Raw genomic sequence first — 16,668 nt, 5'->3', positions numbered from 1 at the left:
TGATTCTTACGCGGCCACGTAGCCGCGCTTGTGCATCTCGACCTTCACGCCGCTGTAGTATTCATCGCTGATGCGGTACTTGAACATCAGCAAGCCCATCAGCAAGTGAAAGAAGCCGGGGATGATCGACAGCATCAGGGCGATGCCGTTCAGGGCGAATTGCGTTTGCTCATGGTTGGGCTGGTAGTCGAAATACGCGAGCAGCACGCCCACCAGGCCACCGGCCACCGCCATGCCCGCCTTCTGGCAGACGGAAATGCCGCCGAAGGCGAAACCGGAGACGCGCTTGCCCGTCTTGACTTGACCATAATCGATGGTTTCCGCGATGGCCGACCAGAACACGGGCGCGTGCAAGTCCACCACGAAGGACAGCAGGAAATACAGGGCGAAGGCCAGCACGGTGTCGCTCGGCTTCACAAGGAAATAGATGGCCGCGCTGATCAGCGCGACGCCGATCTGCGTGTAGCGGAACAGTTTTACCTTGCAATAGAACTTGGTGATCCAGGTCGAGGCGATCATGGCCAGGATGGCGGCCACCACGCCCGTGGTCAGGAAGGCGGCCACCGTTTCCGTGCCGCCGCCCAGATAATATTTCGCGTAATAAATGGCGACGGAGCCGCGCACCACGTAACCGATGGTGCCCGTGACGCACACGCCGCACAGCACCAGCCACTGGTCGTTCCGCAGCAGCACTTTCAACTGTGCCAGCAACGATTGCTTTTCCACCACGTGCACGACGCGCTCGGTGGTGGAGAAATAGCAGAACAGGAACAGGGCCACGCCCATGACGGCCATCACGGCCATCGCCGCCTGGTAGCCGGCGGCCGGGTTGCCGCCGCCCCAGCGCTGCGACAGGATGGGCACGACGATGGTCACCATGAAGGCGCCGATCTTGGCGAAGAACAGGCGATAGCCGTTGGCCGACAGGCGCTCCTGCGGGTCGCTGGTCAGGCCGCTGATCAGGGAAATGTAGGGGATGCCCACGCCGGCCGTCATGATCGTCATCAGGATATATGTGGAATATGCCCAGACCAGCTTGGCGTCATACTGCCACTCGGGCGTGCTGAAGACGAAGAAGACGCTGACACCATACGGCACGGCCAGCCACAGCAAATACGGACGGTAGCGGCCCGAGGCAAAACTGTAGCGGTCGGTGATCTGGCCCATGACCAGGTCGGCGATGGCGCCGATGACTTTCACGGCCACGAACAGCAGGGCCAGGTCGGTGGTTTTCAAGCCATAGATATCGGTATAGAAAAAGGTGATGATCAACATCATCGACGAGATGACGACATTGAGCGCCATGTCGCCGGCGCCGAAGCCGACCTTTTCAACGGTGGATAATTTTTGCGTCTCCATGCTTTCCGTCCATTCTTTTGATGATGAATCGTGCGTGACTGCCCAACTGACAGGGGCGTTGCCGGCCGAAACCATGACAACGCCCTTACTCTGATTGCTACGAGATGCTCGACTTACATTTTCCAGCGCAGTGATACGCCAACTGTCCTGTCATAGCGGCGCGTATCGCGCGCATACACGCCCGGCGTATTCCAGTAATCCTTGAACTTGGTATCGAGCAAGTTATTCCCATCGAGGGTCACGGTGAACTGGTCGTTGAGCTTGTACGACAGCGAACCGTCGAGCTGGGCCGTCGGCGCCACTTTCAAGTCGAAGCCGGGGCCGCCCTGGTTGTAGCTGTCGATGAATGTCGAGCGCCAGTTGTAGGCCAGGCGGCCAGACCAGGCGTCTTTTTCATACAGCACGACCAGGTTGTAGGCATAGCGCGACACGCCCGTGATGGCATGGCTGCCCGTCTCGTCGTCGGTGGTGCCGCTCATGTAGGTGCCGTTCGCCTGCAGGCCCAGGCCGCTCAAGATACCCGGCAAGCCGTCATAGAACTGCTGGTAGCCGATTTCCAGGCCTTGCAGCTTGCCGGCGGCCGTGTTGTACGGGCGGTCCACGTCATAGCTCTTGCCGGCGATGGTTTCGCTGGCAATGCGTTGCTGGATATAGCCGTCGAACTTGTGGTGGAACACGGTGGCCGTCACGGAACCGGCCGGCGCGAAATACCATTCCAGCGCGGCGTCGACATTGTCGCCCGTCACCGGTTTCAAATTCGGATTGCCGCCCGCGCCCGTCGCCTTCACCGTTTCCGTCGAGTTGACCAGGGCCACGCCCGGATTCAGCTGGGCAAAGCCGGGGCGGCTGATGGTGCGGCCCGCCGCGAAGCGGCCGACCAGGTCGGCGCGCAGCTTGATTTTCAGCGCCACGCTCGGCAACACGTCGGTGCTGGCCGTGTCGCTGATGACGGGCGTGTAGACGCCATCCTGCGAACTGTTGCCTTGCAGGCTTTGCTCGGTGCGCACGACGCGCACGCCCAGAGTACCGTCAACGGGATAGTCAGCCAGCTTGAAGGCGACCTTTGCCTTCGTGTAGATGGAATACGTCTTTTCCGTGTCCTTGAAGAAGGAGCCCGGGTCCATGGCGCGCGCCGCGCTGCTGCCCGTGACGGCCTGGCGCACGGTGCCCGTGTTATTGAGCAGGAAGCTGGCGCACGGCGTGTACCACTGCTTCAAGCCATAGTCGGGGCCGCCGCTGGACATCGGTTCCGACAGGCAATTCAAGCCGGGAATCGACGTCACGCTCTGGCGGCTGAACGGAAACGCGGCGCCGGACACGTCCGGTGCTTCCGCATTGCCCTCGAAGCTCTTGATCGATTCGGCTTCGCGTTTGACGCCGCGCACCCCGACGCTGATTTCCTTGAAGATGCCGCCCGCACCCGGCGTGTACGCCAGGTCGGCGCGCACATCGTTCGAGCTGCCCTGGTCCCGGCCGTAGCGGTCGAAGAAGCCCTTCAAGTAGTAATTCGACGGGTCTTGCAAATCGATGCCCGTGTAATCGACGTGCAGGGTGCCGTTCTGGTTGGTATTGATGGTGGCGTTCGGCACTTGCGTGATGGCGTCGAGAATCGGGTTGCGCCAGGTATAGCTGCTTTTGGTGCTGGCCACTTCCGACGTGAAACGCCATTCCGGGTTGATGTCCCACAAGCCGCCGACGGCAAACTGGTGCGTCTTCGTCTCGTTCTTGTTCGCCTGCGTCGACATGATGGTGTTGACGTTGGTCGAGGTGAGCGTTTGCAGCTGGTCGGTGCCGGGAATTCTTGTTGCCGACACGGGCGTGCCCCACCACGGCAAGCCGACAAAGTAATCGGACTCGGCATCGAGGAGGAAGCGCGTGGCCATGCCTTCCGCGTACAGCTCGACGTCGGCGTTCGGACGCCATTGCAGCACGGCATTGGCGGTGCTGCGGCGGCGGTCGCCCTTGATCGGCAGCAAGCCCACCTGATCCGGCGCCGTCAAGCCCGGCGAAAAGTAGCTCTTGTCCACCGGCGCCGTATTGAACGCGCGTTCTTCGTGGTAGCGGTGCTGCTGCTGCGACAGGCCCAGCAGCGCGCCCACTTCGCCGATGCCCGTCTTCCAGCGGTTCGCCAGCATGCCGCTGAGGTTCGGGTCGGTGGCTTTCGATTTGTCGCTGTAGACGGCGCGCGCGTTCACGCTGGCCGTCAACTCCTTGAAATCGAACGGGCGATTCGTGCGCACGTCGATGATGCCGGCCACGCCGCCTTCGACCTGGTCCGCGCCCTGCGACTTGTAGACGTCCACGCGCTGCAGCATGGTGGCGGGAATGTCGGCCAGGTTGACGTAGCGGCCCGTGGTGGTGAACAGTTCGCGGCCGTTGAGCAGGGTCGTGACATCGCGCAAGCCGCGGATCATGACGGCGCTGGCCTCGCCCGAATCGCGGCGGATCTGGATGCCGGAAATGCGCGCCAGGGTTTCGGCCACGTTATTGTCCGGAAATTTGCCGATGTCGTCGGCGACGATGGAATCGATGACCTGATCCGAGCGCATCTTGATCTGCTGCGAATTCTGCGCCGAGCGGCGCACGCCGCTGACGGTCACGACCGACACTTCCGAGGCAGGCTCGGCAACGGCGTCGGCCGCCACCGCCTCTTGCGCCCAGACCGAAGCCGTGCTCAGCAGGCCGATACCGGCCAATGCCGCAACGGCTGCCTTCAAGGTGAATGGACGAGGGAAAGTGGCCGCGAGCGGGCCGGTGGCGTGGCGCATCATGAATCTCCAGATATTATATTGATATTTTTATACCGCTTGCATGTCGTTCGCATGTTCGGCGTTTATCTTAGGGGCTGGGCGATAATCTATCCAATCAAATTTTCCCCTGTTTCGATATCAATTTTGATATCGGCGGCTGGAGCACTTGGGCGCTTGTAAACCGACAAAGGCAGGCCTAATCGACAAATTTGCCACCGGTCCATGCAGCATGCCTTGCGGACTGATTTGATGAAAAGTTATTTCCTTGTGACTCAGATTGACTTCAAGTACGATGGTATATTGTCAATATTGCAGTCAACAAGGAGTAAGAATGCTGGATGTTTTTCTTACGGTTGATGTCGAGATCTGGTGCGACGGGTGGCAAAATATCGACGAAGAATTTCCGGCCGCTTACCGCAAATACATTCACGGTCCCACGCCCCGCGGCGATTTTGGCTTGCCCTATCAACTGAAGGTGTTGAACGATCACGGCCTGACCGGCGTATTTTTTGTCGAGCCCTTGTTCTCGGCGCGCTTCGGCGCCCAGGCCTTGGCCGATATCGTCGGCCTGATCGAGGGCGCCGGCCAGGAAGTCCAGCTGCACCTGCATACCGAGTGGGTGGACGAGGCAACCCGGCCACTGCTGCCCGACGTGGGCGCCAAGCGCCAGCATCTGCGCTATTTTTCGCGCGACGAACAGTCCCAATTGATCGCGCAAGGCGCCGCCATGCTGTACGCTGCCGGTGCGCGCCCCGTGAATGCCTTCCGCGCCGGCAGTTTTGGCTTCAATCGCGATACCTTGCTGGCACTGGCGGAAAATGCGATCGCCTTCGACAGCAGCTACAATGCGTCGATGTTCGGCCCCGACAGCGGCGTGATGCCCGGTATCCTCATGACCGAGCCTGCCGCTTGTGAGGGCGTGCATGAATACCCGATGACGGTGTACGACGACGGCACCAAGGCGCTGCGCCATGTGCAGCTGACGTCGTGCTCGTTCGGCGAAATCGAAGCGCTGATGTGGCAGGCGCTCGCAGCGGGACGCAGCGCGTTCGTGCTGCTGGCGCACAGTTTCGAATTGCTCAATCCTGCCAAGGATCGGGTCGACCCCGTGGTACTGGACCGTTTTCGCAAAGTGTGCGCGTTCCTCGACAAGAACCGCGACAGTTTCCGTTCGGCCGGCTTCCATGGCCTGGTGCCGAACGCCCCGCCGCGCCAGCCGTCGCCGCTGGTGTCGCCGCTGTACCGTACCGGCCTGCGCATGCTGCAGCAGGCTGCGCGCATCCGGTTTCGGTGAGCGTCGGATGGCTTGATTTTTATCGGGTCGGCACTGGCAGCGTTTCGCGCTGGCTGGCGATCCAGCGGGCGAACAAAATCAGACTGCGAAGAGTCTTCACTTTTCGAAACCCGGCTTTCTCGATACCGCGCACCGACGACAGGTTGTCGGGCGCGCAGGTGATGATCACGCGCGTGTATCCGCTGGCCGCAAGATGACGACAGGCGGCGGCTAACAGCATCGGATACACGCCCTGCCCACGGTATTCTGGAAAGGTGTGGCAATTGCAAATCATGGGCGTGGCGTCGGTTTCACCAAGGATACGCTTGTAGAAGGATGCGTGGATGATGAAGGCATAACCGGCCACCTGTCCTTCATCAAGGGCTGCCAGCATGACGGCGTCAGCCCTCAGCGCATCGGCATACACATGATTCCCGCCGGCGAGGATACGGTCTTCGACGTGGCGGCTTGCTTCGCTGCCGACATTATTCCGGTCGACTGTCACGATCGTCCTGCCTTGTTCCGCGCCGCCCGCTCGCGCAGCGCGCAGATCGCATTCATACAGCACGTCGCCGCGCCATTGCACCAGGCGCAGGGCAATGAACTGGATAAAGCCGACGGGTCCGCGATGGCGGCATTCCACGGCAAGACGGTGGACAAGCGCCTTCATCAGAGTGCTCCTTTCATGGGGACGACCCGCCACGGCGCAGCATGCGCTTGAGCGCGCTCTTGGCGCCGGTGCGTTCCAGCACGCGGATCGCACCGGTGTTCAACGCGGTGCTCGTCTCATACAATCCCGCCGCCAGGCGGAAACGCGCGATGCGCGGCAATACCATCGGGCTGACCGTGGTTTTGGCTTCATTCGAAAACAATCGCTTGAAGAAGGAATCGCCGCTGCCGAAATCGATCAAACAGGGCTTGTCGTCTGCATACAGCATGTGCAACATCAGCTTGGTCGTCTGAATGCCAGGCTCGCCATCGCGCCGAGCCGGATCGAAACCGGTCTTGCGATACTCGAACATCCCATTGGCGCGCTGTCGGCCAAGCACGAAGCAGACAGGCTGGCCGTCATGCCACAGGATGAATGAACGGAAGTTGCCCGCCTCGGCATCCAGACACGCAGCCGCGACGCTGGCGGCATCATCGTCGACCGTTTCGCCGAACATGCGGAATTGATAGGTCTTGCGATTGATGGCTTTCGCCGCCGTGAGGAACTCAGCCACCTCGCCCGGCTTACGGTATTCGCGAACCTGTGTTTCGCCGAGAAAATACGCTGCAAACACCTTGTCATTCTTGCGTAACTGGTTACGGTACTTGCTGCTACGCTGCTTGAAAAACGCCTCATAACTGTCGCCAAAGCGGTGAAACAGATGGGTGTCAGGTTCGTTGCGAGCCAGCAAAAAGGCTTTTTCATCCATTTGCATCACCGCCCGAAACAGGTGACCTTCGGTGTCCGCTTCCGTCAATACCAGCGCACGCTTCGGCGCACTGGCGTGCAGAAAAGCAAGGAGCGCGCGCGCGTCGGCATCGCTGCGAATGCCATCTTGGGCAATCGGCGACAAACGCAGTGCCGGCAACGTCGGTTCCCACAAGATTTTCTCGCCCAGCCGGAGCGGCAGGCTGGCCAGTTGCTCAAAACAATGCGCCAGCACCACGGTTTTGCCGGCGTACATGCCAGCAATGACCGGCACCAGCCCATCCGCAGCGGCGGCCGCCTCGCCTAGCAAGGCGCGCAGCACCACGGCGAGGTGATCGTCGAGCCCACGCACGCGCCCGAGATCGCGCGGCAGTTGCAGCCATTCGAAGCAAATATCCGATGCGCTGACCGAAGCTGGAGACGACGGAGTTGTTTCCATATCAGCATTCATAGTTGTCCGGCCGTATTGTTACAACACGGGTAACATCAGGTGCCGGCGACATGCAGGATGCCTCGCCCGTCATCAACTTGTCAATATGGCACTCTTGATGCATATTCAAGTCCCCCGTCGGCCAGGCGATGCTTGTTCCAGGATCCATCGGTCCTTGCTTCGACCCCGGCTGGAAAAATGCCTGAAGGCCATACTTGCCACCGCAGGGAGAACAAATGCGGCCCGTCTCGCGATGCGGTATTTTCATGGCGCGCGCGAACAGGGCTGAGAACACCTTACTATCATGGCGGCTCCTGTACGCTGTTGATAAGCATCAACACTTACCGAAGTGCGGCCAACGGTTCTTGTGAGGTCCGAGAGGCATAGGTCAAAAGCAGCCGATCGCCATCACCTTTGCCGAGGCCCGCGCGATGATGGCAAGCCAGGCTGCGGCGCTAGCCGACACCCGGTTTCAGTCAGGCCGACCAGTCGTTGACCGGGTTCGGGTCATCACGAAATGTTGAGTGTTTTTGTCAGTGCTTGATGTGATGGTGCGGCTGGCGGGGATCGAACCCACGACCCTTGGCTTCGGAGGCCAATACTCTATCCACTGAGCTACAGCCGCGTAGGGGGAATTTCTGAAGTGATGCGAAGGATACCGTTTTTCTTTACCTACGTCTACGGAAACTGTCGTATCGCTGGCAATTGCATGTCACTGCTCAATTTTTGTGCCTATAATTGTGGGTTTCATAAAGGTTTACATACAAGCATGTAAAAATGCTACCTTACACGGCCATCAGTTTCAAATCTGGACTAAGGACATCATGAGCGACGCACATAACGAACAACAATCAGCGATCAAAACGCCTAAGCAATTGCTTGCCGCCGTAGCGGGCTTCTTCCTCGTCACCGTCATCGGCATCATCTTGCTGGTGCAGTTCGTCACGGCGCAGAAACTGACGGGCGCCGGTACGGACAGCCAGTCGCCGGAAGCCATCGCCGAGCGCCTGAGTCCCGTCGCCAACGCCGGCTTTACCTTCAAGGATGCCAGCGGTCCGAAAGTGCTGCAAAGCGGCGAAGCCGTCTACACGGCCACCTGCGTGGCTTGCCATGGTGCCGGCGTGGCCGGCGCGCCGAAATTTGGCGACGCGGGCAGCTGGTCGGCCCGCCTGGCCCAGGGCTACGATACGGTCCTGAAACACGCGATCGAAGGCTTGCGCGCCATGCCGGCCAAGGGCGGCAATCCCGACCTCGACGATGTGGAAGTGGCGCGCGCCGTCGTCTACATCGCCAACGCGTCGGGCGGCAAGTTCAAGGAACCGGAAGTGCCGGCGCCGGCCGCAGCCGCTGACGGCGCTAGCGCACCAGCGGCGGAACCGGCCAAGTAAGCAGCGCAGCCCCCCCGTCTCCAGGAACCGCCCGCCAGGGCGGTTTTTTTTTTACCCGCAGTTTGTGCCGGATCACACGACGCAAAAAAGCCGCCCGGCTTGCGCGGGGCGGCGGCAACTTACGCTGCCAACAACCGTCTTACCACATGATGACGCGGTCTTTCGGTGGCAGGTACATCTTGTCGCCCGGTTTCACGTCGAAGGCTTGATAGAAGCCGGGCTGGTTGCGCATGGTGCCGTTGGCGCGGAACTGGCCTGGCGAGTGCGGGTCCGTCTTCAGCAGCACGAGTTGCTGCGCTTCGCGCATCTTCATGCGCCAGACCTGGGCAAAGCCCGCGTAGAAGCGCTGCTCGCCCGTGAAACCGTCGATGACGGGGGCTTTCTTGCCATTGAGCGACAATTTATACGCCTTATACGCGATCGCCACGCCGGAATTGTCGGCGATGTTCTCGCCCAGGGTCAGTTCGCCGTTGACGAAGTGGCCAGGAACGGGGCTGAAGCTGTTGTACTGCGCCACCAATTGCTTGGTTTTCTTGGCGAAGTTTTTATGGTCGGCCTTGGTCCACCAGTCGCGCAGGTTGCCGTCGCCGTCGTACTGGGCGCCCTGGTCGTCGAAGCCGTGGCTGATTTCATGGCCGATCACGCCACCGATGGCGCCATAGTTGACGGCGTCGTCCGCCTTGGCGTCAAAGAACGGCGCTTGCAGGATGGCGGCCGGGAAGACGATTTCGTTCAGTTCCGGGTTGTAATAGGCGTTCACGGTCTGCGGCGTCATGCCCCACTCGTCGCGGTCGATAGGCTGGCCCAGCTTGTTCAATTCGCGGTTGTAGTTGAGCAAGTGCGAACGCTGGATGTTGCCGATCAAGTCGTCCGGCGCCACCGTCAGGCCCGAGTAATCGCGCCATTTGTTCGGATAGCCGATCTTGGTGGTGAACTTGGCCAGCTTGATCTGCGCCTGTTTCTTGGTGACGGGGCTCATCCAGTCGAGCTTGTCGATGCTTTGCTTGTAGGCCGTCATCAGGTTTTTCACCAGCGCTTCCATGCGCACCTTGCGCTCGGCCGGGAAGTATTGCTCGACGTACAGCTGGCCCACGGCTTCGCCCAGCGCGCCTTCGACGGCGCCCACGCCGCGTTTCCAGCGCGGACGCATTTCCGTCACGCCCGTCAGGGTGGTGCCATAAAAGGCAAAGTTTTCATCGACATACGCTTTCGGCAGGTAGCCGGCGTTAGCGTGCAGCAAGTGCCACTGGAAATACGCTTTCCACGTCTCCAGCGACGTCTTGTTGGCGATCTCGGCGAAGCCTTTCAGGTAGCTGGGCTGGCTGACGATCACGTAATTGACCTTGCCGGCGATGCCCGTGTCCTTCAGGTAGCGGGCCCAGTCGTAACCGGGCGCCACGGCGGCCAGTTTCGCCAGCTCCACCTTGTTGTAGGTCTTGACGGGGTCGCGGTTCTGCACATTGCTCCATTGCGCCTTGGCCAGCTCCGTTTCCAGCGCGAGGATAGCCTTGGCGTTGGCAGCAGCGTTCGCGTCGCCGGCCAGGCTGAGCATTTTTTCCACGTGGGCCAGGTATTTGGCGCGCGTGTCGGCCTTGCCCGCTTCCAGGTAGTAATCGCGGTCAGGCAAGCCCAGGCCGCTTTGCACGATGTCGGCCACGTATTTGGTGGAATCCTTGGCGTCCTGGTGGATGCCGAAGTCGTAAGGCGAAGTCACGCCCAGCTTGCTGAAGTGGGCGATCACGGCCGGCAATTCCGCCTTGTCCTGCAGCGCGGCGATCTTCGCCAGTTCCGCGTTCAAGGGTGTCAGGCCCAGGCTTTCCAGCTTGGCCTCATCCATGAAGCTGTTATAAAAATCACCGATCTTCTGCGCATTCGAACCGGCCGCGCGGGCCTTGTCGGCCGCCGCGCCTTCGACGATGCCGCGCAGCTGCGTTTGCGTATCGTCGGCCAGCTTGGCGAAGCTGCCCCAGCTCGACTTGTCGGCAGGAATCACCGTTTCCGCCAGCCATTTGCCATTCAGGTGCTGGAACAGATCGTCCTGCGCGCGCACGGCAGGATCGACGTATTCGATGGCGATGCCGGAGGTCAGCGCCGCGCCGGCGACGGCGGCCGTGGCGGGAGCGGCGGCGGCTTTCTTGGCCGTGTCAGCGGCGCCAGCCATGCCGGACACGCCGGCCAGCAAACTCAGGGTCAATGCACTTAACAAATAACGATTCACGGTTGTCCTCTATATTGTATGGTGTGGAAATATAAGGGTCAGAAGGCCCAGGGCTTCTGGCCCGGTTTTTGACTGTAGCATACCGGCCGAAATGACAGAAAGAACTTTGGCCGGAATGCAAAAAAGACCACGCAAGGTGGCCTCTTTTGTTGTTACAGGATTACGTTTTCATCCAGGCAGGGTTTACCAGATGATCACACGGTTTTCCGGGGCGACATACATCTTGTCGCCCGGTTTCACGCCAAACGCTTCATAGAAGCCAGGCTGGTTGACCATGGTGCCGTTGGCGCGGTACTGGCCCGGCGAATGCGGGTCGGTCTTTATCTGCACGATCTGCTGCGCTTCGCGCATCTTGCTGCGCCACACCTGGCCAAAGCCCATGTAGAAGCGCTGGTCGCCGGTCAAGCCGTCGAGCACCGGGGCCGGCTTGCCGCCCAGCGAGATTTTATAGGCTTTATAGGCGATCGCCACGCCCGAGTTGTCGGCGATGTTCTCGCCCAGGGTCAGGGCGCCATTGACGTGGTAGCCAGGCAAGGGGCTGTAGCCGTCGTATTGCTTGGTCAGCGCGTCGGCCTTGGCGGCGAAGTTCTTGCGGTCGGCCGGCGTCCACCAGTCGCGCAGGTTGCCGTCGCCATCGGACTGGCTGCCTTTGTCGTCAAAGCCATGGCTGATTTCATGGCCGATGACGGCGCCGATGGCGCCATAGTTGACGGCGTCGTCCGCGTTGGCGTCGAAGAACGGTGGCTGCAGGATGGACGCGGGGAAGACGATTTCATTCATCGTCGAGCTGTAATAGGCGTTCACCGTCTGCGGCGTCATGCCCCACTCTTCGCGGTCGATCGGCTTGCCCAGCTTGGCCACCTGGCGCGCGGAAGCGAAATTGGCCGCACGCATCATGTTACCCACCAGGTCGCCCTGGACGATCTGCAGCTTCGTGTAATCGCGCCAGACGTTCGGATACGCGATCTTCGGCGTGAACTTGGCCAGCTTGGCTTGCGCTTCCTTCTTGGTTTCCGGGCTCATCCAGTCCAGGGTGTCGATGCTGTCCTTGTAGGCGGCCAGCACGTTTTTCACCAGTTCCTGCATGTGCGCCTTGCGCTCCGCGGGGAAATATTGCGCGACATACAGTTTGCCGACGGCTTCGCCCAGCACGCCTTCGACGGCGCCCACGCCACGCTTCCAGCGCGGCTGGTTTTCCGTCACGCCGCTCAGCACCGTGCCGTAGAAGGCAAAGCTTTCATCGACGAAGTTTTTCGACAGATAGCTGGCATAGCTACGCAGCAACTGCCATTCGAAATACGCTTTCAGGGTGTCCAGGTCGCTTGACGCCAGCACCTTGTTGTAGCCGGCCAGGTAGCTCGGCTGGTTGACGATGACGTAATCGACCTTGTTGGCGATGCCCAGCGCGGCCAGGCCGGACTTCAGGTCGTAGCCGGGAGTCAGGTCGTTCAGTTTGGCGAGATCGGTCTTGTTGTAGCGTTTCACCGGGTCGCGGTTCTCGACCTTGGTCCATTGCACTTCGGCCAGGGCCGTTTCCAGGGCGACCACGGCCTTGGCGCGGGCGGCGGCGTTCTTGTCGCCCGCCATGGCCAGCATTTTTTCCACGTGCGCCTGGTATTTTTCTTTCACGCCCGCCTGCTTGGCTTCCAGGTAATAGTCGCGGTCCGGCATGCCCAGGCCGCTTTGGCTCACGTACGCGGCATATTTGGTCGAGGCACGCGCATCCTGCCCCACGTAGACGGCATACGGGGTCGATACGCCCGTCTGGCTCAGGTGGGCGATCAGGGCCGGCACGCCCTTCTTGTCGCGCAGCGAGCGGATGCGGTTCAATTCGCCGGCCAGCGGCTTCGTGCCCAGCGACTCGAGCCTGGCTTCATCCATGTAGCTGGCGTACAGGTCGGCGATTTTCTGCGCTTCGGAACCGGCCTTCTTGTTTTTATCTTGTTGCGTGGCTTCGATGATGCCGCGCAATTGTGGCGTCGTGTCATCGCGCAGCTTGGCGAACGAACCCCAGCTCGACTTGTCGGCCGGAATCTCGGCCGTGGCCAGCCACTTGCCGTTCAAATGGGTGAAGAAGTCGTCCTGCACGCGCACGGCGGGGTCGATGTACTGCACGTCGATGCCGGAAACGACGCCGGCGGCGGCAGGCGCGGAAGGTGCGACACCGGGCGCCACGGTCGGGGCGGCAGCTGCGGATACGGGTTCGGCGGCATGGGCAAACGCAGCCAACAGGGTCAGGGTCAGACTGCTCAAGAGATAGCGATTCACGGATTGTCCTTATGGGGCATGTCAAAAAGACCGGGCGGATAGCTGCGGGCGGATAGCCTGCCGCGCCAGGCGCTGCAGGAATGTAGCACGCGACCATGCCATTTGACCATCCTTGCCCCCGGACCGCCCGTGAATCGCCGCTCAGTTCGGCCAGGCTCAAGGGGTCCGGTGAGCATGGCGCGGGCAGAAACAGCGCATGGAGCGTTTATCCATACAAATAGAGCAGGTCGTCGATCAGCGCCAGCTCCCGTTGCGTGAACTGCGTGTTGTTGAACCGCCCGATATCTTCGAGCACGCCCCTAATCGGCACTTGCCGTGACGGATCTTGAACGATGTCGATCAGCAGGCCGGCATCAGGATCCCGCCCCCGCAGATACTTTTCAATCAGCGCTGTGAGCGCGGCACGTGCCTGCACATCAGTTAACATTTTTTATCTGCTGCCAAGGAAGAAGCGCCAGTGTAAATGCGACTGCGCCCACGGATAAAAAAAGCCTGCGTCCGAAGACGCAGGCAAAACCACTTCGGGTCGAGAATGCGAGTCCACTATAGGGCCGCCGCACACGCTTTTTTTCGACTCTTACAAATGCTTACTCCCCTCAAGAACAACCATACATCGCATACAAAACCGCAACATATGGCAAGCTGGAGAGCCCGTTTTCGCGCGTAGACTGGGTCCAGGCACGCTTTTTCCACGGCCGGCCCACGCCGGCAGAGATTCAGGTCTATACTTTCAGGAAAGCGCCGCTCCACGGGGACTGGCGCTTGTGCAAGACACGCTAGCTGCAAAGGTGCAATGATGGGCAAACTCAAAAATACCGGCTTGATCGGCCTGGGCGTGGTGGCCGGCGTCGCCGTGTCGCTGCAATTTTCCGCCATGGCGCAAAAAACCGTCGAACCGCCGCTGCCGCTGGAAGAGCTGCGCCAGCTGGCCGATGTGTTTGGCCTGATCAAGTCCGATTACGTCGAACCGGTGGAAGACAAGAAACTGCTGGAAGACGCCATTGCCGGCATGGTCGCCTCGCTCGACCCGCATTCCGCCTACCTGGACAAGAAAGCCTACGCGGAACTGCGCGAAGGCTCCGAAGGCAAGTTCGTCGGCCTGGGCATTGAAATTGGCCTGAGCGAAGACGGCTATATCAAGATCGTCTCGCCCATCGAGGATTCGCCCGCCTACCGCGCCGGCATCAAGTCCGGCGATCTGATCACCCGCCTCGACGGCCAGCCCGTGAAAGGCGTCAGCCTGGACGACAACGTCAAGCGCATGCGCGGCGAACCGGGCACCAAGGTGTCGCTGACGATTGCCCGCAAGGATGAACCGCAGCCGCTGGCCTTCACCATCACGCGCGAGGAAATCCACCAGAAGAGCGTGAAGGCGAAGATGGTCGAGCCGGGCTACGCCTGGCTGCGCGTGGCGCAATTCCAGGAACCGACCGTCGACGACATGGCCGCGCAGATCACGGCGCTGTACAAGCAAGACCCGAATCTCAAGGGCATGGTGCTGGACCTGCGCAACGATCCGGGCGGCGTGCTGCAGGGCGCCATCGGCGTCTCGGCCGCCTTCTTGCCGAAGGACGCGGCCATCGTCTCGACCAACGGCCAGTTGCCGGACTCGAAACAGGTGTTCTACGGCCGCGCCGAGTACTATACCTTCCGCTCGGAAGGCGACGCCCTGGCGAAATTGCCGGCCGCCATCAAGAAGGTGCCGCTGGTGGTGCTCGTCAACACGGGTTCGGCCTCGGCCTCGGAAATCGTCGCCGGCGCCCTGCAGGACTACAAGCGCGCCACCATCATCGGCACGCAAACCTTCGGCAAGGGTTCCGTGCAAACCATCCGCCAGTTGACGGCCGACACGGCCGTCAAGCTGACGACGGCCCGCTACTACACGCCGAACGGCCGCTCGATCCAGGCCAAGGGCATCGTACCCGACCTGCTGGTCGACGAGAATGCGGACGGCGACGGCTTGAACGGCTTGCGCATCCGCGAAGCGGACCTGACCAAGCACCTGAGCAACGACCGCGACCAGGGGATTGCCAACAACGGCGCCAAGGCGGCGCCCGTCAACGACGAGATGGAAGAGCAGCTGCGCATCATCGCCCTGGAAAAGACCCGCAAGCCGCTGGAATTTGGCAGCAAGGATGATTTCCAATTGCATCAGGCGCTGAACCACCTGAAGGGCTTGCCGGTGCAACTGGCCAAGGCCGAACCGGTGGTGGTGCAAGCCGACGTCCAGAAAGAACAGAAGAAGTAAGTAGCTAAGGGGGGCGTAATGCCCCCCGTTACCCCGTCCCCGCGACAAAAATCAATCTTCCGCCACACTTCCCCCTGCCCCGCGACACGAAACTCTCTAATGTCGAGCTCGTTTGTGTAAAATTTGCTTCACTTATCGGCGCCACGCCGATTGCCAAATTTGAAAGTTTAACCATGAAACAAGTCGTCATCAGCGGTACCGGACTGTACACGCCGCCATTTTCGATCTCCAACGAAGAGCTGGTCACCTGCTTCAATGCCTACGCGGAAAAGTTCAATGCCGACAACGCCGACGCGATCGCCGCAGGCACGGTGACGGCGCTGGACCTGTCGAGCGTGGCCTTCATCGAAAAGGCGTCCGGCATCAAGTCGCGCTACGTGATGGAAAAGGAAGGCATCCTCGATCCGGCGCGCATGGTCTCGCGCATCCCGGAACGGGGCGATGACGAACTGTCCCTGCAGGCGGAAATGGCCGTCGCCGCCGCGCGCGATGCGCTGGCCCGCGCCGGCCGCACGCCGGCCGATATCGACATGGTGCTGGTGGCTTGCAGCAATATGCAGCGCGCCTACCCGGCCATGGCCGTGGAAGTGCAGGATGCGCTGGGCATCGACGGTTATGGTTTTGACATGAACGTGGCGTGCTCGTCCGCCACCTTCGGCATCCAGCAAGCCGTGGCCGCCGTGCAAAGCGGCCAGGCGCGCGCCGTGCTGGTCCTCAATCCCGAAATCACCAGCGGCCACCTGAACTGGCGCGACCGCGACAGCCATTTCATTTTCGGCGACGCCTGCACCGCCATCGTCGTCGAAGCGAAAGACACGGCCGTGTCCCGGCACCAGTTCGAGATCATCGGCACGGAACTGAAAACGCGCTTCTCTAACGCCATCCGCAACAATTTCGGCTTCCTCAACCGTTTCGACGAATCCGGCGTGGGCAAGGCGGATAAATTGTTCCGCCAGCAAGGCCGCAAGGTCTTCAAGGAGGTGTGTCCGATGGCCGCCGAGATGATCAAAACGACTCTGGCCAAGGCCGGCGTGGAAGTGGCGCAAGTCTCCCGCTACTGGCTGCACCAGGCCAACCTCAACATGAACCTGCTGATCGCGCGCCTGATCCTGGGCCGCGACGCGGAAGCGAACGAAGCGCCCGTGATCCTCGATACCTACGCCAACACCTCGTCGGCCGGCTCCATCATCGCCTTCCATACCTATCAGGATGACATGGCGGCAGGCAGCACCGGCGTCATCTGCTCATTCGGCGCCGGTTATTCCATCGGCTGCGTGATCGTGTGCAAGGTCTGAGCGCTTCGGCGTAGAATCGCCT

11 protein-coding genes and 1 tRNA gene are annotated in these 16,668 nt (G+C 60.9%); 4 read left to right on the top strand and 8 right to left on the bottom strand.

Annotated elements, in window-relative coordinates; translation table 11 throughout:
• Nucleotides 1-6: 6 nt before the first annotated feature.
• Both J0O65_RS13305 and J0O65_RS13300 read right to left on the bottom strand, forming a co-directional pair.
• The gene (locus J0O65_RS13305; protein WP_215407399.1) at nt 7-1,359 is read right to left on the bottom strand and encodes an MFS transporter; all 1,353 of its coding nucleotides are present in this window, start codon (nt 1,357-1,359) and stop codon (nt 7-9) included.
• 113 nt (nt 1,360-1,472) lie between these two features.
• Complete coding sequence (locus tag J0O65_RS13300) at nt 1,473-4,130, bottom strand: TonB-dependent receptor (RefSeq protein WP_215407397.1); 2,658 nt, start codon at nt 4,128-4,130, stop codon at nt 1,473-1,475.
• Nucleotides 4,131-4,440: 310 nt separating this feature from the next.
• On the opposite strand from J0O65_RS13300, the gene J0O65_RS13295 reads away from it, so the two are divergent.
• Entirely contained in the window at nt 4,441-5,403 is a 963-nt protein-coding gene (locus tag J0O65_RS13295) for a polysaccharide deacetylase family protein (protein WP_215407394.1), read from the top strand.
• A gap of 19 nt (nt 5,404-5,422) precedes the next feature.
• Here the strand turns inward: J0O65_RS13295 and J0O65_RS13290 are convergent, their stop codons facing one another.
• The 3 genes from J0O65_RS13290 to J0O65_RS13280 all read right to left on the bottom strand — a co-directional run bounded on the left by J0O65_RS13290 (nt 5,423) and on the right by J0O65_RS13280 (nt 7,854).
• Nucleotides 5,423-6,052: a GNAT family N-acetyltransferase gene (locus J0O65_RS13290; RefSeq protein WP_215407392.1), complete on the bottom strand. Its 630-nt coding sequence runs from the start codon at nt 6,050-6,052 to the stop codon at nt 5,423-5,425.
• A 13-nt stretch (nt 6,053-6,065) separates the two neighbouring features.
• Nucleotides 6,066-7,238, bottom strand: coding sequence for a GNAT family N-acetyltransferase (locus J0O65_RS13285; RefSeq protein WP_215407390.1), 1,173 nt, complete (start codon nt 7,236-7,238; stop codon nt 6,066-6,068).
• 540 nt (nt 7,239-7,778) lie between these two features.
• A tRNA-Arg gene (locus tag J0O65_RS13280) sits at nt 7,779-7,854 on the bottom strand.
• A 199-nt stretch (nt 7,855-8,053) separates the two neighbouring features.
• Between J0O65_RS13280 and J0O65_RS13275 the strand changes: the two genes are divergently transcribed.
• A complete protein-coding gene (locus tag J0O65_RS13275) occupies nt 8,054-8,617 on the top strand; it encodes a c-type cytochrome (protein WP_070313075.1) in 564 nt (187 codons plus the stop codon).
• A gap of 139 nt (nt 8,618-8,756) precedes the next feature.
• Here the strand turns inward: J0O65_RS13275 and J0O65_RS13270 are convergent, their stop codons facing one another.
• The 3 genes from J0O65_RS13270 to J0O65_RS13260 all read right to left on the bottom strand — a co-directional run bounded on the left by J0O65_RS13270 (nt 8,757) and on the right by J0O65_RS13260 (nt 13,530).
• Nucleotides 8,757-10,835 (bottom strand): M13 family metallopeptidase, encoded by a 2,079-nt coding sequence (locus J0O65_RS13270; protein WP_353056192.1) that lies wholly within the window; start codon nt 10,833-10,835, stop codon nt 8,757-8,759.
• 183 nt (nt 10,836-11,018) lie between these two features.
• A complete protein-coding gene (locus J0O65_RS13265; protein WP_215407388.1) occupies nt 11,019-13,103 on the bottom strand; it encodes a M13 family metallopeptidase in 2,085 nt (694 codons plus the stop codon).
• A 205-nt stretch (nt 13,104-13,308) separates the two neighbouring features.
• Nucleotides 13,309-13,530: a hypothetical protein gene (locus J0O65_RS13260; protein ID WP_215407386.1), complete on the bottom strand. Its 222-nt coding sequence runs from the start codon at nt 13,528-13,530 to the stop codon at nt 13,309-13,311.
• A gap of 366 nt (nt 13,531-13,896) precedes the next feature.
• On the opposite strand from J0O65_RS13260, the gene J0O65_RS13255 reads away from it, so the two are divergent.
• Complete coding sequence (locus tag J0O65_RS13255; RefSeq protein WP_215407384.1) at nt 13,897-15,351, top strand: S41 family peptidase; 1,455 nt, start codon at nt 13,897-13,899, stop codon at nt 15,349-15,351.
• A gap of 173 nt (nt 15,352-15,524) precedes the next feature.
• Nucleotides 15,525-16,646 carry a beta-ketoacyl-ACP synthase III gene (locus J0O65_RS13250; protein ID WP_215407382.1) on the top strand — a complete coding sequence of 374 codons (1,122 nt, stop codon included), beginning with the start codon at nt 15,525-15,527 and terminating at the stop codon, nt 16,644-16,646.
• Nucleotides 16,647-16,668: the final 22 nt, after the last annotated feature.

The sequence above is a fragment of the Janthinobacterium sp. JC611 genome (assembly GCF_018682595.1).
Taxonomy (GTDB): domain Bacteria; phylum Pseudomonadota; class Gammaproteobacteria; order Burkholderiales; family Burkholderiaceae_D; genus Janthinobacterium.
The sequence above is the reverse complement of the archived record's forward strand: the minus strand, read 5'-3'. Positions and strand labels throughout refer to the sequence as shown.